This is a genomic window from Methylocystis sp., assembly GCF_051061225.1.
GTDB lineage: Bacteria > Pseudomonadota > Alphaproteobacteria > Rhizobiales > Beijerinckiaceae > Methylocystis.
This window is the reverse complement of the sequence record NZ_JBPFEB010000107.1, coordinates 20251-41436: the sequence shown is the minus strand read 5'-3', so window position 1 is coordinate 41436 and position 21186 is coordinate 20251. Positions and strand designations below refer to the sequence as shown.

Annotated in this window: 24 protein-coding genes; 18 read left to right on the top strand and 6 right to left on the bottom strand. The window is 66.1% G+C overall.

Features of this window, described 5'->3' with window-relative positions; genetic code table 11:
- Nucleotides 1–25: 25 nt before the first annotated feature.
- The 11 genes from ACR652_RS18920 (at nucleotide 26) to ACR652_RS18870 (ending at nucleotide 8420) form a co-directional block, all read left to right on the top strand.
- A complete protein-coding gene (locus tag ACR652_RS18920) occupies nucleotides 26–226 on the top strand; it encodes a hypothetical protein (protein WP_434508027.1) in 201 nt (66 codons plus the stop codon).
- Complete coding sequence (locus ACR652_RS18915) at nucleotides 223–681, top strand: CesT family type III secretion system chaperone (RefSeq protein WP_434508026.1); 459 nt, start codon at nucleotides 223–225, stop codon at nucleotides 679–681. Before ACR652_RS18920 ends, ACR652_RS18915 begins: the two co-directional genes overlap by 4 nt.
- 322 nt (nucleotides 682–1003) lie before the next feature.
- A complete protein-coding gene (locus tag ACR652_RS18910; RefSeq protein WP_434508025.1) occupies nucleotides 1004–2185 on the top strand; it encodes a hypothetical protein in 1182 nt (393 codons plus the stop codon).
- A 257-nt stretch (nucleotides 2186–2442) separates the two neighbouring features.
- Nucleotides 2443–3018, top strand: a complete 576-nt coding sequence (locus ACR652_RS18905; RefSeq protein WP_434508024.1) for a hypothetical protein — start codon at nucleotides 2443–2445, stop codon at nucleotides 3016–3018.
- Nucleotides 3015–3371, top strand: coding sequence for a hypothetical protein (locus ACR652_RS18900; RefSeq protein ID WP_434508023.1), 357 nt, complete (start codon nucleotides 3015–3017; stop codon nucleotides 3369–3371). Before ACR652_RS18905 ends, ACR652_RS18900 begins: the two co-directional genes overlap by 4 nt.
- Before the next feature lie 63 nt (nucleotides 3372–3434).
- A complete protein-coding gene (locus tag ACR652_RS18895) occupies nucleotides 3435–3635 on the top strand; it encodes a hypothetical protein (protein ID WP_434508022.1) in 201 nt (66 codons plus the stop codon).
- 30 nt (nucleotides 3636–3665) lie between these two features.
- Nucleotides 3666–4109: a CesT family type III secretion system chaperone gene (locus ACR652_RS18890; protein WP_434508021.1), complete on the top strand. Its 444-nt coding sequence runs from the start codon at nucleotides 3666–3668 to the stop codon at nucleotides 4107–4109.
- Between the two features lie 38 nt (nucleotides 4110–4147).
- On the top strand, nucleotides 4148–4594 hold the full coding sequence (locus ACR652_RS18885) for a CesT family type III secretion system chaperone (protein ID WP_434508020.1): 447 nt from the start codon (nucleotides 4148–4150) through the stop codon (nucleotides 4592–4594).
- A gap of 142 nt (nucleotides 4595–4736) precedes the next feature.
- The gene (locus ACR652_RS18880; RefSeq protein WP_434508019.1) at nucleotides 4737–5348 is read left to right on the top strand and encodes a hypothetical protein; all 612 of its coding nucleotides are present in this window, start codon (nucleotides 4737–4739) and stop codon (nucleotides 5346–5348) included.
- A gap of 52 nt (nucleotides 5349–5400) precedes the next feature.
- Nucleotides 5401–6663, top strand: coding sequence for a class I SAM-dependent RNA methyltransferase (locus ACR652_RS18875; RefSeq protein ID WP_434508018.1), 1263 nt, complete (start codon nucleotides 5401–5403; stop codon nucleotides 6661–6663).
- Between the two features lie 422 nt (nucleotides 6664–7085).
- On the top strand, nucleotides 7086–8420 hold the full coding sequence (locus ACR652_RS18870; RefSeq protein WP_434508017.1) for an FAD-binding oxidoreductase: 1335 nt from the start codon (nucleotides 7086–7088) through the stop codon (nucleotides 8418–8420).
- A 99-nt stretch (nucleotides 8421–8519) separates the two neighbouring features.
- On the opposite strand, the gene ACR652_RS18865 is transcribed toward ACR652_RS18870, so the two are convergent.
- Nucleotides 8520–9239 (bottom strand): SOS response-associated peptidase, encoded by a 720-nt coding sequence (locus ACR652_RS18865; protein WP_434508016.1) that lies wholly within the window; start codon nucleotides 9237–9239, stop codon nucleotides 8520–8522.
- A gap of 154 nt (nucleotides 9240–9393) precedes the next feature.
- Here ACR652_RS18865 and ACR652_RS18860 point away from each other — a divergent pair, with 154 nt between their 5' ends.
- Nucleotides 9394–9873, top strand: a complete 480-nt coding sequence (locus ACR652_RS18860) for a hypothetical protein (protein WP_434508015.1) — start codon at nucleotides 9394–9396, stop codon at nucleotides 9871–9873.
- 3 nt (nucleotides 9874–9876) lie between these two features.
- Here ACR652_RS18860 and ACR652_RS18855 read toward each other — a convergent pair whose 3' ends face one another.
- On the bottom strand, nucleotides 9877–10617 hold the full coding sequence (locus tag ACR652_RS18855) for an enoyl-CoA hydratase-related protein (RefSeq protein WP_434508014.1): 741 nt from the start codon (nucleotides 10615–10617) through the stop codon (nucleotides 9877–9879).
- A gap of 135 nt (nucleotides 10618–10752) precedes the next feature.
- Between ACR652_RS18855 and ACR652_RS18850 the strand changes: the two genes are divergently transcribed.
- The 6 genes from ACR652_RS18850 (at nucleotide 10753) to ACR652_RS18825 (ending at nucleotide 16363) form a co-directional block, all read left to right on the top strand.
- Entirely contained in the window at nucleotides 10753–11445 is a 693-nt protein-coding gene (locus tag ACR652_RS18850) for a hypothetical protein (RefSeq protein WP_434508013.1), read from the top strand.
- A 139-nt stretch (nucleotides 11446–11584) separates the two neighbouring features.
- On the top strand, nucleotides 11585–12772 hold the full coding sequence (locus ACR652_RS18845) for a polysaccharide biosynthesis/export family protein (protein WP_434508012.1): 1188 nt from the start codon (nucleotides 11585–11587) through the stop codon (nucleotides 12770–12772).
- 125 nt (nucleotides 12773–12897) lie between these two features.
- Nucleotides 12898–13632, top strand: coding sequence for a CDP-alcohol phosphatidyltransferase family protein (locus ACR652_RS18840; protein WP_434508011.1), 735 nt, complete (start codon nucleotides 12898–12900; stop codon nucleotides 13630–13632).
- A 141-nt stretch (nucleotides 13633–13773) separates the two neighbouring features.
- Nucleotides 13774–14772: a hopanoid-associated sugar epimerase gene (gene hpnA / locus ACR652_RS18835; protein ID WP_434508010.1), complete on the top strand. Its 999-nt coding sequence runs from the start codon at nucleotides 13774–13776 to the stop codon at nucleotides 14770–14772.
- Complete coding sequence (locus tag ACR652_RS18830; RefSeq protein WP_434508009.1) at nucleotides 14739–15053, top strand: hypothetical protein; 315 nt, start codon at nucleotides 14739–14741, stop codon at nucleotides 15051–15053. Before hpnA ends, ACR652_RS18830 begins: the two co-directional genes overlap by 34 nt.
- On the top strand, nucleotides 15023–16363 hold the full coding sequence (locus ACR652_RS18825; RefSeq protein WP_434508008.1) for a glycosyltransferase family 4 protein: 1341 nt from the start codon (nucleotides 15023–15025) through the stop codon (nucleotides 16361–16363). Before ACR652_RS18830 ends, ACR652_RS18825 begins: the two co-directional genes overlap by 31 nt.
- Here ACR652_RS18825 and ACR652_RS18820 read toward each other — a convergent pair.
- The 4 genes from ACR652_RS18820 to ACR652_RS18805 all read right to left on the bottom strand — a co-directional run bounded on the left by ACR652_RS18820 (nucleotide 16357) and on the right by ACR652_RS18805 (nucleotide 21158).
- Nucleotides 16357–17400 carry a lipocalin-like domain-containing protein gene (locus ACR652_RS18820; protein WP_434508007.1) on the bottom strand — a complete coding sequence of 348 codons (1044 nt, stop codon included), beginning with the start codon at nucleotides 17398–17400 and terminating at the stop codon, nucleotides 16357–16359. The genes ACR652_RS18825 and ACR652_RS18820 overlap by 7 nt on opposite strands.
- Nucleotides 17390–19855 carry an ABC transporter permease gene (locus ACR652_RS18815; RefSeq protein ID WP_434508006.1) on the bottom strand — a complete coding sequence of 822 codons (2466 nt, stop codon included), beginning with the start codon at nucleotides 19853–19855 and terminating at the stop codon, nucleotides 17390–17392. Before ACR652_RS18815 ends, ACR652_RS18820 begins: the two co-directional genes overlap by 11 nt.
- The gene (locus ACR652_RS18810; protein WP_434508005.1) at nucleotides 19852–20565 is read right to left on the bottom strand and encodes an ABC transporter ATP-binding protein; all 714 of its coding nucleotides are present in this window, start codon (nucleotides 20563–20565) and stop codon (nucleotides 19852–19854) included. The genes ACR652_RS18815 and ACR652_RS18810 overlap by 4 nt, the downstream gene beginning before the upstream one ends.
- Nucleotides 20566–20681: 116 nt before the next feature.
- Nucleotides 20682–21158 carry a hypothetical protein gene (locus tag ACR652_RS18805; RefSeq protein ID WP_434508004.1) on the bottom strand — a complete coding sequence of 159 codons (477 nt, stop codon included), beginning with the start codon at nucleotides 21156–21158 and terminating at the stop codon, nucleotides 20682–20684.
- Between the last annotated feature and the right edge of the window lie 28 nt (nucleotides 21159–21186).

Sequence of the window (21186 nt, the reverse complement as noted above, 5' to 3'; positions counted from 1 at the left end):
CCCCGTGGGGAGAGGAGACCTCCAGATGAGCGGACATTCAACGACCTCCGGCAAACCCTTCGAGCCGACGGCGGAAGATCTCGAACTCATCGAGCGGGCGCGCCGACAGATTGAAAAGATGGCGACGCTCCCACCAGTGAGCGCTGAATTTCAGAAGCGCGTCAATTCGGAGATGGGCGTCGAGGACGACACCGCAGCGCCGGCGCGCGAAAGCGGGGAAAAATGAGCGAAACGATCGAGAGCATCGGCGCGAAGTTAAAAAACGTCGGCCAGCTTATTGGAGCCGATCTTGCCCTGGACAGCCACGGCGTGGCGGCGATGACCTATGACGATGGCAGAAGCTGCGTCTTCGCCGCGGGCGGCTTCCCGCCGCGCATCGGCATGGCGGCGCCGCTCGTTTCCGGCGCGAACAAGGAGCAGATCTCGCACGCGCTTGCTCTCAACGCGACTCTCGAACGAGTGGCGGGTGTTCTTGCCCTCGACGATTTTGGCGCCATCATCCTCACCGCGGCGCGGGATGCGGAGGGCCTGACCGAGGAGGCTCTGGCCAGTTTCATGAGCGACTTCATCAGGCAGGCGGCCGGGTTCGCCGCGCTCTTGCATGGCGTCGGCGCATCGTCCGGCAAGGCAAGCGCCGCGTTTCCAGCGCCCGGCGGCGCCGAGGGTTTGATCAGGGCATAGCAGCGCGGGCAATCGCCCCTCGCAGCGCGCGGGCGCAAGCGACACGGCCCGCTGGACAGAGGTTGAACCAGGGCTGTCATTCGACGCTTCGCTAAACAACTCGGCCGCGAATGGTTGCGTGAGGATCCGCTACGCAACCGGCGCAAATCGAGGCGCGCGCAACTTGCCCAAGCGCGCGCCGCTCCGCGCGCAGGCGAATCTTTTCAAGACCCTGAGGCGTGACGCTCACACGCCTGACTCTCCGCGCGCCGGAAATCAAGAAGCGTGAAAATACAACTCCAATGAATGTTGCGAACCCGGCCTTTAATGGCTTAGCTTAAGATTGCAGGCGCCGCTGCGTTCTTTCCCGCTGGCTGCACGCGCATGCACCGGGCGAACTGGCGAGCAATCCATGAGCAACGTCGATTTCTATACGTCGGAAACCCTGATTTCGAGAATCAGGGAGCAAACCAAACAGGAAGACATTCCCGAGTCCTTGCGATCCTCTGTCGAGACTCTGCGCGCGCATGGCGTCACGACGCAGACTCACGGGCACGGGCATGCCGCGCCGGTCGTCGGGGCGCATGGGCCCGCCGCGCGTATTACGGACATCCTCGGCAAAAAACAGAAGAAGGCAGCGGCCATGGCCGCGAATTTCAGAAACGGCGCCGCGACCGAAAAGTTCTCGAACCGGCTCGACAGTCAGATTGCGGCGAAGGCGCTCAAGGCGCAGTTGCACTATGGCGGCTCCCAATCGGCAAAACGTGCGCCGGATCGCCTGATGACGCGCTCCGCCCTGTGTCTTGCCTTTGCTCATGGCGCCAGCGCCGAGAATCTCCAAAAGCTGCGGGCGTATCTGGACGCCAATCGGGATCCCCTCGCGCGCAATTTTATTCTGGGACAACTGAACCGGACGCAATTTGATTCAAACGCTTTTATCGACGGGCTTCCCAAGCCGGGCGCCCCTCTCCTGAGCAAAGGGGATGTCACAATCAGAAATTCGACGGAAAGTAAAAAAGCCGCCAGATTTGTCGAAAAGTACAAGGACGAGCTTGGAGTCAGTCAGACGAACCGCGCGGTTCAGATATTCGCGACTGTGACGAATTACTGCAATACTGGCTACGATGATGTCAACAAGGACCTCCGATCCGGCGCCATTCCTTCCGACGCTACAAAAAAATATGTGAAAACGATGAATTATGCGCTCTCGCAACTGCCGGACTGGCATGGCTTGGTCATGCGCGGCGTGAATCTGTCGAAGGACATACAGAGCAAATATAAGGTCGGCGAGACAGTTATCGAAAAAGCCTTCACCAGCACCAGCGCCGATCGGGGCTTCCCGGAGATGAACACGCAATTCATCATCGTGAGCAAGCACGGGAAGAACGTGTCGGAACTCTCCGAGCAGGGTGGAACAAAGGCGGACGGCGCCGAGATTGTGTTTTCGACCGACACGCCTTTCAAGGTTCTCGACAAGATGGAGGTCGCAGGCATCACCTACATCGTCATGGAGGAGGTGGGCTAGCGGCTTGGGAAGGATGCAAGGATTCCAGCGGAAGAACCGCGGCCTTTCGAGGTGAAAGAGGCCGACATGAGGGCGCCTTTACGAAAGGCTGGGGAGCAAACGCGATGACGGATGTGAATTTTTACGACAGATCGAGCGTCATCGACGAGATCTACAATAAGACCGGTCAGAATGTTTCGGATGAGACGGATGCGGCGATTGAGAAGCTGGGCGACCTCGGCGTCGAACCTGCTGAACTCGGAGGAGCGGAGCCTCATTTGGAGGGCGCGGCGAGGCCGTCGAATCTGATCGTGTCGGTGTTGAATAAAAAGGCGTCCATCGCGGATAATTTCAGAGCGGGAGGGGCGGTCGCCGAGAATTTCGGCCGGCGCGTTGGCGACGAAGAAGAGGCGGCGAAACTGCGGCCCTTCCTGAGTTATAAAGGACAAACCGAACCGGACGCCGCCCGTCGCCTCGAGACGCGCAGCGCCCTGTGTCTGGCTTTCGGACATGGCGCGACGACGGAGGATCTCGGCAAGCTCAAGGCGAGTCTGGACGCAAACGCGGACCCGATGTTCTCGAGATTCGCACTGGCGCAACTGAACAGCCCAGGGTTGGATTTCTGGGCGTTCATGGAGAGGCTTCCCGCACCTGGCCAGAACTTTGTCGAGGAGGTGGATCTCGCGCATTTCGAGGCAACTCACAAGAATAAGGCCGTCAATTTCGTGGGCGAGCGTGGCAGTGAATACAAATCTGAAGATGAACGGAGTTTTCGGTCTGTCACCGCCTATTGTGGCGATGGATATATGGATATAAGGAGACGAACGCGGCGCTTCGGACCAATGGAGCCATGACGGGCTATTGCGCGAGCATTGTGAAAGTGGGCGTCTTTGCGCTTGCGCAACTCCCGGACTGGCAAGGGCTGACATTGCGTGGCGGCAATCTCGAGCCTCATCAGCTCGAAAAATACCAGCCGGGGCAAATCGTGACGGAAAGCGCCTTCACCAGCACCAGCGCAACCGCGGGCTTCAAAGGCAACACCTTTTTTGTCTGCCGTAGCGAGCATGGGAAGGACGTGTCGGAACTTTCCGAAAATGCCGCCCAGGACGGCGTCGGGATTCTGTTTCCTCCCGGCACACACTTCAAGGTGCTCTCCAGGGAAGAGGCAGGTCCGAATACGATCATCGTCATGACAGAGGTGAGTTGACGGGGAGCAGGCGGTGAAGGATTTTGGGAGAGGCGCGGCGGGGAGCGGCCAGCGGAGGGTGATATGAGTGGTGACGAAAAGAGAGAAACAGGCGCGGCTGGCTTCGAGCTGACGGCGCGGGAGCGTGAAATCGTCGAGCTCGCGCGCCAGCAGATCGAAAAGATGAAAACCCTTCCTCCGGCCGATCCCGCCTTGCAGGCGCGCATCAATTCCGAGCTGGGCGTCGACGATCACGATGGCGCGACAACCAAGCCCGGCGCGTAAAGCCCGCGCGGCGCTCTCAGGGAGTGAGCAATGGATCGTGTATCAACGGCGCTGGACGAGCTTGGGCGCGAGATCGGCGTCGACGTCGTGGACGGCAAGCTGATCATTCCCTTTGATGATTTCTACGAGTGTTTCATCCTTCCTGCTCCCGGCCGCGCCGAGGTCGTGATCGAGACGGCCCTGATGATGGTTGCCGCCGCTGATCAGGGCGCTGTCTTGAGAAAGGCGATGGGCCTCAACGTCGATCCTTCTCTCGTCGCGGATGGCGTCCTGTTCCTGGACCGCGAGACGGAGGTTCTGATGCTTCGCGCCAAACATCGGCCTGGGGCGAATGGCGGCAAGGGTCTTGGCGAAGCGGTGGCGGTCTTTGTCGAGGCGGCGAGGACTATCCTTGCTCGAATTGTGGAGACCGGCGGCCGTCAGGCGGAGGCTTCAGGGACGCAGGAGCCGCACCTCACCAGGATCAGAGCCTGATGGGCTGGCTTTCGGTTTGAACGGCGGCGCGGAAGAAAATGATCACCAATCGAGAAACCATCGGCGCGATGCTCACCCGGATCGGCGGCTGTCTGGGCAAGAAATTCACCTTGGACAGCCAGGGCGCGCTCACGCTCTCCTATGCGGGAAACCGGAGCTGCGTGTTCGCCGCGCAAGATGGCTTTCGCCCGCGCATTGGCATGACGACGTCGCTCATATCAGGCGCCACGGATGATCAGATCCTGCGCGCCAGCCTGATGAACGCAAATCTGGAGCGGGCGTCGGGCGTCCTGGCGCTCGACAGCGCGGGGGCGCTCGTCTTCACCGCCGCCCGTGACGCGGAGGATCTTTCGCAGGAGGAACTCGCGCATTTCCTCAGCGACTTCATGAGAGTCTCGATCGAACTCTCGGACGCGCTCACTGCGCCAAAAGAACGGCGCGGGCGTCCGCCCGAAGCTGTCCCGGATGGCGGCATCCGATGCTGATCCGTTCGCTTATCCCCGATTCCCGCGAAGCCATAAGGTCACGTTCGCGCTGGCTTGAAATTTGCACCAGGGTGAGAGGTCGCATGCGGGCGCATGGCCCCGGCAGACCCGATCCACCACGGCTTTTTGCGGAAACAAGAGCATGTCCGACTCGAGCTCCATCAGGATCCACATTGGCGGCCCTCAGAGTCACTCCCCTTCCGTCCATGGGACGGCGTCCGGCAGTTCGTCAGACGGAGAGCTGCAAAGCGTCGATGTGGGCGAATTGTCCGAACTCGACGTCGAGATGGAACAGTTCCCCTCGGCGGCGCCCGCGATCCGCGCGGACAAATTCAAGAACAATCTCGACGAGGTTCTTGGCGGCAATCATTTGCAGGGCAAGAAAGACGCGATCGCACGGCGCTTTCTTGCCCTTGCGGGAGCCGAGCCCGATCTGATCGAGGCGTTCAACTCGAAGATGATCTTCGCGCCGAAGCTGAGGGAGCTGCTCCATTTCTCGCCGCTGGACGTTTCGAGAACCTCCAGGGAAGAGCGGATTCAGGTCAGGACTGCCGTGGCGCTCGCCTTTGCAAGAGGGGCCGGCCCGCGCGAGCTGGACATGCTTCGCAAATACGCCGTGAGCAACGTGCTGAGGGATCGGGCGGAAGTGGTCGAGGGGCTGAGCAGACAGGGCTGCGACGCGACCGCCTATATCCACGGGCTTTGGAAAAATCCCGCCTTCCTCAAGGCCTATGCGCTCGAGGCCTGTGTCTGACGCGAGCCGCGAAAAAGGGGCGCGGGTCGCGGATTTCTGATACACGCTGCTCATGAAACGCCTCACCATCGAACGCCTCGGCCATCGCGGCGAGGGGATCGCGCGCGACGGCGACGCGCGCGTCTTTGTGCCCTATGCGCTTCCGGGCGAAACCGTGCTCGCGGAGGTCGCCGGCGAACAGGCGCGGCTCGCCGAGATCGTCGACGCCTCTCCCGACCGCGTCGCGCCTGTCTGTCCGCATTACGCCCATTGCGGCGGCTGCGCCGTGCAGGCGCTGCGCGCGCAGGCCTATGCGGACTGGAAGCGCGGGCTCGTCGAGACGGCGCTGCGCAACGCCGGTCTGTCGCTTCCGGTCGCGCCGGTCATCGACGCCCATGGCGCCGGCCGGCGGCGCGCGACCTTCCACGCCCGCATGGCGCGGGGGGAGGCGCGGGTCGGCTTCATGGCCGCGCGCTCGCATGAAATCGTCGAAATCGACTCATGTCCGCTGCTGGCGCCCGAACTTGCCGGCGCGCTGCCGGCCGCCCGCGCGATTGCCCATGTCCTCGCGCCGCGCGGCAAGCCGCTCGACATCGCCGTCACGGCGACGCTGGAGGGGATGGATATCGAGCTGCGTGGCGCGGGGCCGCTGGAGGATCATGAAAGCGGGGCGCTGATCGAGGCGGCGGCCGCGCATGACCTCGCGCGGCTGACCAACCACGGCCGCCTCGTGGCGTTGCGGCGCGCGCCCTTCGTCGCGGTCGGCCCGGCCCGCGTTCCCCTGCCGCCGGGAGCCTTCCTGCAAGCGACGCAGGCGGGCGAGGACGTCCTTGGCGGGCTGGTGCTGGAGGCGGCGCGAGGCGCCAGGAACGTCGCCGATCTTTTCTGCGGCGTCGGCGCCTTCGCCCTCCGGCTGGCGCGCGAGGCGCGGGTCAGCGCCTTCGACAGCGCCGCCGAGTCGGTTGACGCCATGTGCGCGGGGGCGCGCGCGACGTCCGGACTAAAGCCGCTCGGCGGCGCGGCGCGCGATCTGTTCGCGCGGCCGCTCACGGCGCAGGAGCTCGCCCCCTTTGATTGTGTGGTTTTCGACCCGCCGCGCGCCGGGGCGCCGACGCAGGCCATGGAGATCGCCCGCTCGCCGCTGCGGCGGGTTGTCGCGGTCTCCTGCAATGCACAAAGTTTCGCGCGGGACGCCGCCATTTTGGTCAACGGCGGCTTCGCGGCAAAAAACATCACGCCGGTTGACCAGTTCCGCTACGCTCCCCATGTCGAGATTGTTGCGGTTTTTTCGCGCGGGGAGGGCCAAAAGCGGCCAAAACGGAGCCTTCTAGGGTGAATCCCTTAATTTTTCGGTAACGGACCTGTGACGAGAATATCTCAACGGAGGAAAAACAAAGAGGGATTCGACCGGGCGAATGGCAAAGCCGTTGCCGAAGCTTAAAATCAGGCATAGGATTTGCGAGATGGTCCGGTGTAGACGGGGGCCTCGACGGTCTCCCGAACTGGAAGGAGATAGTCATGATGAATGCGCTGATCGCCGCAACATTGTGTAGCATCGTCCTCGCGAGCGCGCCCTCCGCCGCGCGCGCTTACGTCTACGCTCGCAAGAAGGACTCGCGCGCCCGTCGTCGCTACTGACGGGCCGCCATTCGAGAGGGCGCTTCTCTGTCTCAGAGTGCTTGGTCTCGTGCGCCCGACCTCTACGATCGCCTGCGGGCGATCGTCGGAGCTTCCGCGGTCATCTCTGGCCCGGCGGATATGGACGCTTTCCTGTCCGAACCGCGCGACCTCTATCATGGCCGCGCCCTTGCTGTCGTGAAACCCTCTGACGCGGCGCAGGTTGCGCGCTTGCTCGCGCTTTGCAACGAGCAGGGCGTCGCCGTGGTTCCACAGGGCGGAAACACCGGACTCGTCGGCGGGCAGACGCCGGACGCGAGCGGCTGCCAGATCCTGCTGTCCCTGCAAAGACTCGATCGCGTGCGCGAGGTCGATCCCGCCTCGGACGCCATGACGCTCGAAGCGGGGGTGACGCTCGCGCGAGCCCAGGATGTCGCCGAATCCGTCGACCGCTATTTCCCCTTGTCGCTCGCCTCCGAAGGCAGTTGCACGATCGGCGGCAACCTCGCCACCAACGCCGGCGGCGTGCATGTGCTGGCCTATGGCGCCGCGCGGGATCTTGTGCTGGGGCTCGAAGTGGCGCTTGCCGACGGGCGGCTCTTGTCGACGCTTGGCAAACTGCGCAAGGACAACACCGGCTACAATCTCACCCAGCTTTTCGTGGGCTCTGAGGGCACGCTGGGCGTCATCACGGCGGCGACGCTGAAGCTGTTTCCACACCCGCGCTCGCGCGCCGTCGCGTTCCTGGGCCTCGATGATCCGGGCAAGGCGCTCGCGCTTCTGAATTTCGTGAAGGACCACGCGGGGCCGGGCCTGCAGGCGTTCGAACTCATGTCGCGCATCGGGCTGGAGCTGGTGCTGCGTCACATCCCCGGCGCGCGCGATCCGCTCGACGCGCCCCATCCCTGGTACGCGCTCATCGAGATCGCCGGCTTTTCGGAAGGCGAGGCGGAGCGCGTCGTGGCTGCAACGCTGACGGAGGCGCTGGACGCCGGTCACGCGCGCGACGCGATGCTTGCGCAGTCGCTCGATCAGGCGGCGGCTCTGTGGCGCCTGCGCGAGAGCATGTCGGAGGCGCAAAAGCGCGAGGGCGGCTCCATCAAGCACGACATTTCCGTGCCGATCGAGCGCATTCCGGCGTTTCTGGAGGAGGCGGGACGTCGCATCGCCGCGCATTTTCCGCAGGCGCGGCCCATTCCCTTCGGCCACATGGGCGACGGCAACCTGCACTACAACGTCTCACAGCCGCCGGGCGCCGAGAAGGCGGCCTTTCTCGCCCAATGGGACGAGATGAATGAGATCGTCCATGGGCTCGTCGCCGAATACGACGGGTCGATTTCCGCCGAGCATGGCATTGGCCAGCTCAAGCGCGATCTTCTGGCGCGGGTGAAGACTCCGGTCGCGCTCGATGTGATGCGCGCGCTGAAGCAGACGCTCGATCCCAGGGGCGTGCTTAATCCCGGAAAACTGCTCTGAGCACATCCCGGTCTGATCCCTCGCCCCGCGGGGGGAGGGGAACGCGCCCGGCGCTTTGATGCTCAGCGACCAGGCTCCCTCTCCCCGCGAAAGCGGGACTCAGGTCGGGGCTCTCTCGCTGAAGAGGGCGCCGGCGAGCGGCTCCTGAAGGTGCGGGCCGTCGCTCGTGACGCGGCCGATCTCCGGGCCGATCGCGAAGAAGTCGAGCGCGTCCTCGGGCGCCGGTTTCAGCAGCGCGGCGGCCTCTTTCGCGTCCACCCCGTCACAATCGAGCCAAGCGGCGAAGTCCTGCGGCGCCACAATGGCCGGCATGCGGTCGTGAACCGCCGCCGTGGCCAGGCTGGCCTGCGTGGTCAGGATGCAGGCCGTGTCGATCTCCGCGCCGTCAGCCCCGTTATAGGTCTCCCACAATCCCGCAAGCCCCATCGGCGCGCCGTCGGCGCGGCGGAAGAGATAGGGTTTCCGCTCGACGCGCCGCCCGGCCGAAAGCTTCAGCCATTCATAGTAGGCGTCGGCCGGCACGAGGCAGCGGCGCCGCTTGAGGGCGTTGCGAAAACTCGCCTTCTCCGCGACCGTCTCCGCCCGCGCGTTGATGATGAGGGGAAAATCGCGCGGGTCCTTGACGAAGCCCGGCAGGAAGCCCCAGCGCGCCAGCATGAGCCGGCGCGTCGGCGCTCCACCCTCGCGCCCCGCGATCACAATGGGGATCGGCTGTGTCGGCGCGATATTGTAGCGGGGCGGAAAATTCGGCGCCTCCGGATAGCCGAACAGTTGCCGGATCGCCTCGGGGGGCGAGGTGAGCGCGTAGCGTCCGCACATGCGGCGTGATCCTCATTTGCGAGATGCAACCATAGCCTGAAATCATCTGTTTGGCCCGCGCCTCATTCGCAAGAGACCGGGAGGCGGGCGGGCGGCAAGGAAATTTTATGACATTTATTGTCAACTTCACGCTTGAAAGCGGAGTGGGGCGATAATGACTCTTGAGACCCAGTTTGTGGAGCCGGTCGACGCGTCGGCGGCGGAGGAGAGCTACTCCAAACCGCTCGTCAGTCCGATATCCGGTCTGGCGAATGACTATCTCAATCTGTTCAACGAGCTGGTCATGATCCTCGAGCAGCTCCCGGTCATGCCGGAGCTTTATGAAGACCTCTGCGTCTGGCGCCCGGTGAGCTATCAGGAATATTTCCGCAAATCGGCCTTGCCGGGCCGCCATTCGGCGCTTGCCGCGTATGAAGTGCTGAGCCCGACGTTTCGCAAACGCTTCGAAGCCTTCGTCGCGGAGCTCGACGTGATTGCCCTGGCCAGCGTGGCGTCCGTGCGCCTGCAATTTCGGGACGGCCCGCCGGCCGACATGGCGCGGCTGACCGAGACCTGTCAGCGCTCGGGCGAGAAGATGCGGCACATCCTCGTGCGGGCGTCGCGTCTCGTGAATTACGCCAATCTCGAAGGGTAGGTCTCAGCGCGCGAAAAAGGCGGCGAGCCGGGCGCGCGTCTCGGGCGAGGCCAGCGCTTTCGCAAAGAGCGCGGCCTCCTCGTCGATGCGCGCGACCAGCGCCGCCGGGTCGCCGCGCAGCAGCCTGCGGGTTGCGCGAACCGCCTCCGCCGGTTTGGCCGCGAGCGCCCGGGCGGCCGTCATGGCCGAATCAAGAACCCGTTCCGCGGGCGCGAGGCCGTTGACCACGCCGAGCCGATGCGCCTCCTCCCCGGAGAAGGGCTCTCCCAGCAAGAGATATTGCGAGGCGCGGGCCATGCCGAGCCGCTGCGGGACAAGGAGGCTCGCGCCGGCCTCCGGCACCAGACCGAGATCGATGAAGGGCATGCGCAGGCGCGCCTCCGGGGCCGCATGGACGAGGTCGCAATGGAACAGCATCGTCGTGCCGACGCCAATGGCGTCGCCGGCGACCGCCGCCACCATGGGCTTTTCAAAGCGGGCGAGCGCGCGCACGAAGATCAGCGCCGGAAAGTCCCCCGGCGTGTCCAGAAAGTCGCGAAAATCCGCCAGGTCGTTTCCCGCCGTGAAGTCGCCGCCCGCGCCGCAGAAAACGACGGCGCTGACGCCCGGGTCCCCGCCCGCCCGCTCCAGCGCGTCCACAAGGATGAGGTAAGTCTCGCGGTCGAGCGCGTTTTTCTTCTCCGGCCGGTTGAACGCGAGGCGCAAGACGCCGTCTTCCTTCGACACCAGAACCTTGTCGCCCATTTTCGGCCCCTCTTGCGCCCACAGCTTCGACTTGACAGTCTAGGCCGCGCCTGAGCCGATGATAACCCGCCCGGCGGCCCCATTGCGAGGCGGCCGGAGGGGGAGGGGGCCGCAGAAGCGCTGAGCGGAGCAGCGATGGCGATGCATGCAATTCTGGAGTGGCTCACCGGGGCGTCGCCTCAACCCGCTCAAACCCTCCTGGGCGCGAGCGAGAGGCGGATGACGTCATGGCTGGCGGCGTCGCTGCCCGGCGACGTCGAGCCGGTCCAAATGTCCCTGGTCGGGGCGGTTGGCGCGGTCGTCGCGGCGGCCGCCCTCATGGCCGCGTCGCATTGGCGCTGGCTTGTCTGGGTCGTGCCGCCGGCCATGGGCGTCAACTGGCTGGGCCTGTCCGTCGATCTCCCGCTCGCCCGCCAGCGGCGGGGCGGCGAGACGTCAGCGGAGGGCATGACGCATCATCTGTGCGAAATCTTCTCGCACCTGCTGCTCATTCTCGCCTATGGCGGATCGCCCTTCCTGACGGTCCGGTCGGCCACGATCATCCTCTTCTGCTATCTGCTCTTTTCTTCCTATGTCTATATTCGCGCCGCGGCCCGGCGCGCCGAACGGATGGCCTTCATCGGAATTGGCGTGACGGAGTTTCGGCTGCTCCTCGCCCTCTGGCCGCTCTTCGCCCTCGCCGTCGATCTTCCCGCCATGCGCGACGACGCATTGCCGGCCGTCGACATTGCGGTCATGTCGCTCGCCGGGGTCGCGATCCTTGGCTTCGTCGGCAAGCTGGTCCTCGACGGCCGCAGGATCGCGGCGGCGCCGGGGCGGGAGCCGTAGGCCCAACCTTCGAGCAATCATCAACAAAAAATGAACCGTCCCAGCAACTTGGTCGCAACTTGATCAGCCTTGCCTTAACTGTTAGTTCAAAAGTCAAGTTTTAGGTTACGGCGTTACCTCGCCCTTTCGCGGAGCTGCCTTGAAATCGTCGCGCCATGTCCTTGCCAGCACATTCGTGCTTTTCGCGCTGGCGGCCGTCCTCGCCGGATGCGGGTTGACGCCCGCCAGCGGCCCCTCGCGCGACCAGATGGTCGAGGGGGGGGCGACATGGACGGATGAGAGAGGGGCCGCGCCCTTCGTCTGGGTCGAGATCGACGACCGGACCCTGGACTGGCTCGCGCGGCGGCCCCCGGCCACCTTGCGAGGGTTTTTCGGAGATTACCGGCCCTCGGCGACGCAGGTGATCGGCGTGGGCGACTCCTTGCAGGTCACGGTCTGGGAGGCGGCGTCGGGCGGTCTGTTTTCCGCGAGCGACGGCGGCCATGTCAGCCCCGGCGCGCGATCCTCGTTGATCCCCGAGCAGACCGTCGGGCGCGACGGCTCGATCACAGTGCCTTACGCCGGACGCATACGGGTGGCGGGGCGCACGCAGCAGCAGGTCGAGGCCGCCGTCGTCGAGCGTCTCCAGGGGAAGGCGATCGAGCCGCAGGCGCTCGTCAACATCTCCCGCAACATCAGCAATACCGCGACCGTGACCGGCGAGGTCGCCAATGGCGCGCGCGTGCCGCTCAGCGCGCGCGGCGACCGCCTTCTGGACGTCATCGCCGCCGCCGGCGGGTATCGCTCGCCGGTGCACGAGACCTTCATCAGCCTCACGCGCGGCGGTCGCACGGCGCGGGCGCCCTTGCAGGCCCTGCTCGCCAATCCTTCGGAGAATATCTTCATCCGCGCCGGCGACATCTTGACCGTTGAGAGCCGGCCGCAGACCTTCACGGTCGCCGGCGCCACCGGCGTCAATGCGGTGATTCCCTTCGACGCGCGCGGCGTGGCGCTGGACGAGGCGATCGGCAAGGCGGGCGGACTCAACGACAATCGCGCCGACGCCAATGGTCTCTTCGTTCTGCGCTATGAGCCGGCGGAGGTCGTCCGGGGCTTCGCCAATGCGCCCCACCGGCTTCCTGCGGAGCAGATGGCTCCCGTCGCCTATCACCTGAACATGCGTGACCCGGGCGCGCTGTTCGCGGCGCGCCGTTTCGCGATGCACGACAAAGACATCATCTATGTCTCGAACGCCCCGCTCGCCGAGATCGGCAAAGTGGTGCAGTTGATCCAGACCGTCGCGCAGCCCGCCGTCCAGGCCTATGCGATCGGCCGCATCGCGCATTGATGGGACGCGCAAACAACCGGAGGTTGTTTTTTCCGAGGCCGCATCTTGATCTTGACAATAGCGCGGCTAAGACTCACGCTTCCTTCATTGCGCGGAATCGCGGTATTCATCCGGGAGAGTCTTCGTTGGCCTGCCTCAGAATCAACGATAGTTTTCTCGCTGCCGCGGAGCGACGGATTCTCGCAGATCTGGTGCGCCGTCTGCCGGCGGCCGCGACCCCGGACCGCCTGACGGCGCTCGGCCTTGTCGGGGCAGGCCTCACGGCGTTGGGGTTCCTGGCGTGCCGCTGGTCATACGGCGGCCTCATCCTCGTCGTGGGCGGGCTGTTCCTGAACTGGTTCGGCGATTCGCTCGACGGCACGCTCGCGCGCTACCGCCAGATCGAACGGCTGCATTACGGCTATTTCATCGATCATTCCGCCGATCTCATCGCCCACACGCTCATCATCGTCGGGCTGGGCCTGTCTCCTTTCTTCACCATCCCCTCGGCGTTGCTGGTTTTGTCGCTTTATTTGCTGATGAGCTCCTACACCTATCTCCGGGTGGTGACCGAGAGCGTGCATCGCCTGTCCTACGGGGGCATGGGCGCAACGGAGTTTCGCCTTCTTGTCGCCGGCTGGGCGCTGTTCGCGGCCGCCTGGGGGCCGGGCCTGACGACTGCGCAGATCGGCTCCTTCGTCGGGCTGGATCTGGCGATCGGCCTGATGTCCGCCTGCACCTTCCTCGCCTTCATGGGCGTCGTGTGCGGCGACTTGAGCCGCTTGCGGCGCGAAGAGCGCCTCAGCGAGGCGTCCAGAGCCGTCATTCCGCCGCGCGAGGCCGCCGCCGAAAGCGAGTTGCCGCAGCCGGCGGCGCGGTAGAGGCGTCCCGCTGCGTTCAGCGGGCGAGGCCCAAAAACGGCGACGCTCGCCAAGAGTTACAACCATCTGTAGACTTGCGGCGGCGGGTTGTGGTGTCGTCATAGCGCCATTCGACTTCGACATGGGGTTGGCGCTGGGAAAATGAATAGAGACGGTCTTGTTTTAGTAACGGGCGCGAGTGGCTTCATCGGCGGCGCCCTGGCCAAGCTCCTGATTGCAAAGGGCCATAGGGTGCGCGCGTTGGCGCGCCCATCGAGCCCGCGCGACAACATTCCCGACGACTGTGAGATCGCGCCGGGCGACGTCACGAATCAGGACAGCGTCCGCGCGGCGATGCGGGACGTGCGATATGTCTTTCACGTCGCCGCGCATTACCGGCTCTGGGCGCCGGACCCGGCTCCCGTTTTTCACGTGAATGTGACCGGCTCCGAGATCGTCATGCGCGAGGCGCTGCGCGCCGGCGTCGAGCGGATCGTTCACACGAGCAGCGTGGCGACTCTCGCCGCGGCCAATGGCCGTGTCTGCACCGAGGTCAACCGGCTCGCCCCCGACAAGGCGATCGGCGCCTATAAGCAGAGCAAGATCGTCGCCGAGCGCCTGGTCGAGGAGATGATCGAGAAGGAAGGGCTGCCCGCGGTCATCGTCTGTCCGGCGGCGCCGCTGGGGCCGGGCGATGTGAAGCCCACTCCGACAGGCCGTCTCGTGGCGGAGGCCGTGCGCGGCGCCATGCCCGCCTATGTGGAGACGGGCCTCAATATCGTGCATGTCGAGGATGTGGCGGAGGGCCATATCGCGGCCATGGCGCGCGGCGTCATCGGCGAGCGCTATATTCTCGGCGGCGAGAACTTGACTTTATGCGACCTTCTGACCGAAATCTCCCGCGTCACCGGCCGCGCGCCGCCGCGATTCAAACTGCCGGCGGGACCGCTCATGCCTCTGGCTTATGTCAATGAATGGGGGGCGCGGCTCATGGGCTACGAACCCTTCCTGCATTGCGACAGCCTGAGGATGTCCCGCACGCGGATGTTTTTCGACGACGGCAAGGCGCGGCGCGACCTTGGCTATGAAACGCGGCCGGCGCGGCTCGCTGTGAGAGACGCCGTCGAATGGTTTTGCAAAATGACGCCAGACGCCGGCTGACGCTGACGCAAGTTCTGTTTCACGCGGGAGGCGCCGCGCTCCTCTCGACTGGCGTCGCCGGAGAGGGCGTCGGTTTCGGCTTTTGCGCCCCGCCCCTGAAGCCCGCCTGCGTCGATGCGCCCGCCGCGACGGGGACGTGCGAGGAAGACGTGCAGCTCTACGTCCGCTCGGTCTTCACTTATCGCGCCTGCCTCGAGAAGGAGACCGAGCGCGCCGTGCGCGAGGCCAATGAGACGCTCGGCGCGTGGAGATGCCGCAAGGACCCCGCGAGATGCCGCTGAGCGGCCCCGCGGTTGTTTATGACGTCACCCGCCTCGTCACGCGCGGGCTCAATCTCGCGCCCAATGGCATTGACCGGGTGGATTTCGCCCTTGCCCGGCATTTCATCGAAGCCGGCGCGACGCCTCTGGCCTGCGCGGCGCTGGGGCCGCGCCTGGCGGACCGCGACGATGCGCTCGCCGCCATCGCGGCCATCGAAGCCTTCTGGCGCGAGGACGCGGATGTGTCGCGGGACGCCGTCTATCTTGCGCTCGTCGCCGCGCTGACCGCCCCGTACGACGCCGCGCGGCGCCCCTTGCGTCTCGCGCGACGGCCCGCCGGAGAGCAGATCTTGCGGAATGGCCGGGCGCTGCTCGACTGGGGTCTACGGCTGGGCCGCCCGCCGACGGCGGCGCCTGCGGGCGCGGTCTATCTCAACGCGACGCAATTTCTCCTCGACCGGCCCTGGTATGTGCACTGGCTGACCGCGCGGCCGGATGTGAGCATGGTCGCCTTCGTCCATGATCTGCTGCAGGTCGATCATCCGGAATTTTTCCGGCCCCGCGAGGCGGCGCTGCATCCGCGCCGCAACCGCGCCATCTGCCGGCGGGCGGCCGGCGTCCTCGCGGCGTCTGAGACGGTCGCGCGGCGCTTCGAGCGCTTCGCGGCCGAGAATGGCCGCCACGACCTGCCCGTCCGCGTCGCGCCTCTGCCGCCGGCGCCTGTCTTCACCCTGCCGCAGGCTCCGCCCGAGGAACTGGCCGGCGCCGATTATTTCGTGGTGTGCGGGACGATCGAGCCGCGCAAGAATCATCTGCTGCTGTTCAATGTCTGGCGCGAACTGGCGCGGACCGCGCGTCCGCCGAAGCTCGTCGTCGTCGGCAAGCGCGGCTGGCTGAACGAAACTGTCGTCGACATGATGAGCCGCGCGCCGGCCTTGCGCGCGTCCGTCATCGAGGCGGGCGGGCTGTCGACGCCGGGTCTGCGCCGCCTGATCGCCGGGGCGCGCGCGCTGTTGATGCCGTCTTTTGGCGAGGGTTTTGGCCTTCCCGTCGTCGAGACGCTGGCCTGCGGCGCGCCGGTCATCGCATCCGACCTCGCCGTTTTTCGTGAGACGGCGGGCGACGCGCCAGATTATCTCGATCCGCTGGACGGCCCCGGCTGGCGTCAGGCGGTGCGCGATTACGCCGAGCCCGGCTCACGCCGCCGCGCCGCCGCCCTGTCCCGCATGGCGGGAAGATCATTCGCTGCGCCGCCGAGCGTCTTTTTCGAGACCGTCGAGGCTTTCCTCGCAGACTTGCGCAACGGGCGGGGCGCGTCCGGAACTCAATAGCCCGTCAGTTCGAGATAGCCCTCGCCGCTGTGCGAACCGGAAACGACGATGGGGCCTTCCCAATAGGAGAAAGCGGCGCCCATCCAGCTCTTTTCGTTGAGCGGCGCGACCTCGACGTCGAGGCCCCGGCTTTTGACCCGCACGCGCCAGCGCGTCGGCAGCTTCTTCTCGCCGATCGCCGTCCGCGCCAGCGGCTCCAGCGAAATATCTTCCGCCGTGAGGAGGTTCGTCTCGCCGCTGCGGGAAATCCAGTTGCCGGAGAGATAGTCGCGACGCCCGCGAAAGCGAAACAGCATCACTTCGTCGCCGCTCGCGAGATGCAGTGAGAACCAGTCCCATCCCTTCTGATCCGGCGCGAGCGACTGGCTGCTCCATTCGCGGTCCATCCAGGCGCGGCCCGTGACGGTCGTCTCATGGCCGTCGAGCGTCAGCCGCCCGCCGACCGTGAAGAACGGCTGGCTGTAGTAATGCGACGCCTGCCCTTCCTGCGACTTCTCGCTGAAGCCGGCGTCGCCCTGGAGCACGAAGGGTCCGTTGCGCGTGAGCGTCAGCGCATAGGAAAAACGTGGCGCCGACGCGACGAGTCGCGCCTGCGTGAACGCCTCGTCGAGAGATTCGAACACCCAGTCGTCGATGAAAGCCTTGAAGGGGGCCGCTTCGACGCCCGCCTGTCCGACGCCGGCGCGGGCCGAGGTTTCGGCGAAGACATGGGTCGTCGCGCTGGTCGCGGCGGCGTGGGCCATGAAGACGTTGCGGTCGTCCCAACCCGTTCCCGAGCCCGCTTCCAGCGCATGGCGAAACAGCGTCCATTGCACGCCATAGGCGGCGCCGTCGATCCCGTGGAGATTGGCGGTCAGATACCACCATTCGGTCCGGAAGGTCGGATGCGGCCCGTGATCTTTTGGGAAGACGATGGGCGTCCCACGCTTCGGCGTGTCGAAGCCGGGCGCCGGCGCGCCCATGCCGGCGTAGCCCTGCCCCTGCGCGAGCGACGGCAGCAGCAACAGGGCGAGGAGCGTGAGCGCCTTACCTTTCATTGGCGAAAACCCGCAGGAGATCGACCGGCGCGCTGCGCGCGAGCCGGATCGCAGGAACGAGCGCGGCGGCGAGGGCCGTGATCAGCGCCACGCAGAACACCTCCGCCCATTGCGCGGGAAAGACATGCAGGGGCAGCCGCCAGCCGAAGGCGGCGACATTGACGATCTCGACCAGCGCGAAGGTCATGAACAGGCCGAGTGGAATGGCGAGCAGCGCGACCCCCGCCGCAAACAGCAGGATGCGCAGCAGTTCGAGGCCCGCGAGGCGCCTGCGGGTGACGCCGAGCGCCCAGACCGGCGCGATATGGGCAATGCGCAGATTGCTGAGCGTCAGCAGGCTGGCGAACAGCGCAATGGCCGCGACGATGAGGGTCAGCGTGTTCAGCGCCGCGGTCACCGTGAAGGTGCGCTCGAAAATGCCGGTCGAGATCCTGCGAATTTCCGCGTTGTCGACGAGGCGCGCGAGCCTTGCTCCAAAGCGCGCGCGCATGTCCTGCATCACTTGCGCGACATGCGCGGGCGCGACGCGCAGCGCATAATGCACGCCCGAGGCGTCTGCGAAACGCCGCGCGAGCTGGTCGTGATCGAGGCGGAGTTGGCCACGCGGATTGCCGTAATCGGGGAAAATTCCCACGACGGTTGCGCGCCAGGAGTCCTGTGATGTCGGGATGTCGAGCGCCGAACCGACGCGCGCGCCGAGCCGCCGCGCGAGCTGTTCGCTGATCAGCACCGCGTCGCTCTCATGCAGCGCGCGCCAGACGTCCGGGGCCTGTTCGAGCAGCGAGAAATGCGCGGAATAGGTTTCATGCGGCGCCATGCCGATGATTTCGACCGGCCAGTCGGCGAGCCGCGTCCGGGCGCGCCAGACCGGCAGGATGGCGGAAATTTCGGGCCGCTGTTGCGCCCATGCCGCGATCTCCTGCGCGTCCCTGGGCGTCGCCGCCTCGTAATAGACTTCGGCGACGAGGCGCGTGTCGAGCCAGCCGGTGAAGGTCTGCCGAAAGCCTTCCACCATGCCGCCGACCCCGATGTTCGTGGCCAGCGCCAGCAGCAGCGCCTTGAGCGCCAGTGACAGGCCGGCGATTTCCTGCCGCCCGTCGGCGAAGAACCAGCGCGCGAGCGGGCGTTGCGCCAGACGCGCGCCGATGTGCAGCAGGCCCGCGAGCGCGACGGGGAGAAAGAGCGCGACGGCGAGCAGGGTGAAGCCGATGACGAGGAAGCCCATGACGAGTCCCGTGGCCGCGCGGTAGGCGAGCAGGGCGCCGATGAGCGCCAGCGCCGCAAACGCCGCCTGCCGCCACAGATAGCGCTGATGCGCCTCGCGCCAGGCGATGGGCTGCGCAACCGAGAGCACGGGCAGGCGCAGGGTCTTCAAAAGGCCGCCTGCCGCGCCGAGCAGCGCGCCGCCGCCCGCCATGGCGAAGCCCGACGCCCACCAGCCGGCGTCGAGCGCGAGCCGTCCCGAGACCTCCGCGCCATAGAGGCCTTCGAGACTCGCCGCGACGTCGGGGAGAAGCGCGGCGGCGATGAGATAGCCGCCGACGACTCCGAGTCCCCCCGCAAGAAGCGTGAAGAGAAGCAGCTCGCAAAGGAGCGCCGCCGCCAGCGGACGCGCCGCAACGCCAAGGGCGCGCAATGTGCGCATCATGGGCAGGCGCTGCTCGAAGGCGAGGCCGAAGGACGCGCTCACGATGAAGAAGCCGACGAGAAAGGCGAGCAGGCCGAACGCCGTCAGATTGAGATGGAAGCTGTCGGTGAGGCGCGAGAGATCGTTCTCTTCGTCGGGCTCGACGAGGCGCAGGGCGTCGCCGGCGAGATCGGCGAGGCGTTGGGCGTCGAGCGGCGTCTCCCGTGAAACGAGCAGACGCGAGAGGCGCTGCGGCTTGTCGAGCGCCTTTTGCGCGACGCCAATGTCGACCACGATCGTTCCAGGCGGCGCCGCGTCGATGGCGGAGACGGGCGGCAACCGAACGCCGCGCTCGGTGACGACCCGCGCGCCCGCGTGCAGACGCAGCTCATCCAGCGTCTCGGGCGCGGCGAAACTGCGTCCCTCGCCGGTGAGGATGCTGGTCGCTTCGCCGCTCTCGCGCAGGCTCGCGAGCGGCGTCGCGCGCGGGAGCGTGACAGGCTCCAGGCCGATCAGCCGGATGGTTTTGTCGCCGATCCGCAGCGCGCCTTCGAGCGCCGGCGACACCTTCACGCCCGCGCGGCGCAGGCGCGCGAACAGCGCCTGATCGAACAGACCGCCACGCGCGGCGATGAGGTTTTGCGTCTCGCCGCCCGAGAAGACGCGCGCCGCGCTGTCATAGCTCTTGCGCGCCTGCGCATTGAGCGCCTGCACGCCGCTCCACAGCGCCGTGGCGATGGCCAGGCCGAGAAGCAGCGTCGCCAGATTCGCCTTGTGACGGCGCCAGTGGCTCATCAGGGCGAGCAGCGTGAGAAGCGTTTGCCTCATGCCGGCGCCAGCGTCCCCGCTTCGAGAAGGACCTGCCGCGACAGGCGCGCCGCAAGCCGCGCGCTATGCGTGGCCATGAGGAAACCGCAACCGGTTTCGGCGACGAGTTCGAGCGTCAGCCCGAGAACGGCGTCGCCGGTCGTCTCGTCGAGATTGCCGGTCGGTTCGTCGGCAAGCAGCAGTCGCGGCCGCGCGGCCAGCGCGCGACCCACCGCGACGCGCTGCTGCTGCCCGCCCGAAAGCTGCTCGGGGTAGCGGGCGAGGAGCGGTTCGAGCCCGAGGCGCGCGGCGAGGCGCGCCTGCCAGAGCGGATCGTAACGGCCGGCGAGCCGCGCCTGAAATGCGAGGTTCTCGGCGACGGTGAGGCTCGCGATGAGATTGAACTGCTGAAAGACGACGCCGATGGTCTCCCGCCGCAGCGCCGCCCGCGCCGTTTCGCCTAGACGCGCGGTCTCGACTCCGTCGATGAAAATCTCGCCGTCATCGGCGTGGTCGAGCGCGCCGATGAGATGCAGCAGCGTGCTCTTGCCGCTGCCGGATTCGCCCATGAGCGCCAATGTGTCGCCCGGCGCGAGCGAGAGGCTCACGCCCGTGAGCACGGGCAGCGGCCCTTGCGGCGTCGCATAGGATTTTCGCAAGCCGACGACGCGCAGCAGCGCAGGGGCGGCGGGTGCGGCGATCGACGCGAGACGGACCGAGGGCGCGTTCACACGGGGGCCTTTTGACAAATGACAATCGCGGCCCGACAGCCGCGATCATCATATAGGCGAAAGCCTGTCGCGACGCCCGTCGGATTTGAGACATTTTGCGACGCAATGTCCCTTCGTCAGGCGGCGCCCTCCGCCAGCGACGCGATGACCGGCCAGCCGACCGAGCCCGTCGGATCGACCTCGGCAAGAATGCCGAGCAGCGCGTCCGCGGCGGCGCGCTCGCCGCGTTTCAGCTCGATGAAGCTCAATGCTTTCAGGGTGAAAAGCGCGAAGCGGGCCGGGCCGTCGGCGTGAGACTGGCCCCTGGGCCAGAGCGTCGGATCGGCCGGCCAGCCAGCCTGGCGCGCGGCTTCGCGCAGGCCGTCCTGCGCCGCCTCCCGCGCGACCTCCAGATTGCCCATGTAAGTATGGATTTTATAAAGACATAAATAAGCGGCGAGCGCCTCGGGCGCGAGGTCGAGCGCCTGTCGAAACAGCCGGTCGGCGCGCAGCCTGTCGCTGCGATAGGCGACGACGCCCTGTTGCAGGAGCGTGTCGACAGCGCCGGGCAATGTTCCGAAATTGACGCCTTCCGCTTCACGAAAAATATCCATGTCGCAGCATCCGTTCAAAGCGTTTCCC

Coding starts and splice junctions, on each gene's coding strand:
- ACR652_RS18920 (WP_434508027.1), top strand. CDS start 26: ATGAGCGGACATTCAACGACCTCCGGCAAACCCTTCGAGCCGACGGCG.
- ACR652_RS18915 (WP_434508026.1), top strand. CDS start 223: ATGAGCGAAACGATCGAGAGCATCGGCGCGAAGTTAAAAAACGTCGGC.
- ACR652_RS18900 (WP_434508023.1), top strand. CDS start 3,015: ATGACGGGCTATTGCGCGAGCATTGTGAAAGTGGGCGTCTTTGCGCTT.
- ACR652_RS18895 (WP_434508022.1), top strand. CDS start 3,435: ATGAGTGGTGACGAAAAGAGAGAAACAGGCGCGGCTGGCTTCGAGCTG.
- ACR652_RS18890 (WP_434508021.1), top strand. CDS start 3,666: ATGGATCGTGTATCAACGGCGCTGGACGAGCTTGGGCGCGAGATCGGC.
- ACR652_RS18885 (WP_434508020.1), top strand. CDS start 4,148: ATGATCACCAATCGAGAAACCATCGGCGCGATGCTCACCCGGATCGGC.
- ACR652_RS18880 (WP_434508019.1), top strand. CDS start 4,737: ATGTCCGACTCGAGCTCCATCAGGATCCACATTGGCGGCCCTCAGAGT.
- ACR652_RS18875 (WP_434508018.1), top strand. CDS start 5,401: ATGAAACGCCTCACCATCGAACGCCTCGGCCATCGCGGCGAGGGGATC.
- ACR652_RS18870 (WP_434508017.1), top strand. CDS start 7,086: ATGGACGCTTTCCTGTCCGAACCGCGCGACCTCTATCATGGCCGCGCC.
- ACR652_RS18865 (WP_434508016.1), bottom strand. CDS start 9,239: ATGTGCGGACGCTACGCGCTCACCTCGCCCCCCGAGGCGATCCGGCAA.
- ACR652_RS18860 (WP_434508015.1), top strand. CDS start 9,394: ATGACTCTTGAGACCCAGTTTGTGGAGCCGGTCGACGCGTCGGCGGCG.
- ACR652_RS18855 (WP_434508014.1), bottom strand. CDS start 10,617: ATGGGCGACAAGGTTCTGGTGTCGAAGGAAGACGGCGTCTTGCGCCTC.
- ACR652_RS18850 (WP_434508013.1), top strand. CDS start 10,753: ATGGCGATGCATGCAATTCTGGAGTGGCTCACCGGGGCGTCGCCTCAA.
- hpnA (WP_434508010.1), top strand. CDS start 13,774: ATGAATAGAGACGGTCTTGTTTTAGTAACGGGCGCGAGTGGCTTCATC.
- ACR652_RS18830 (WP_434508009.1), top strand. CDS start 14,739: ATGGTTTTGCAAAATGACGCCAGACGCCGGCTGACGCTGACGCAAGTT.
- ACR652_RS18825 (WP_434508008.1), top strand. CDS start 15,023: ATGCCGCAAGGACCCCGCGAGATGCCGCTGAGCGGCCCCGCGGTTGTT.
- ACR652_RS18820 (WP_434508007.1), bottom strand. CDS start 17,400: ATGAAAGGTAAGGCGCTCACGCTCCTCGCCCTGTTGCTGCTGCCGTCG.
- ACR652_RS18815 (WP_434508006.1), bottom strand. CDS start 19,855: ATGAGGCAAACGCTTCTCACGCTGCTCGCCCTGATGAGCCACTGGCGC.
- ACR652_RS18805 (WP_434508004.1), bottom strand. CDS start 21,158: ATGGATATTTTTCGTGAAGCGGAAGGCGTCAATTTCGGAACATTGCCC.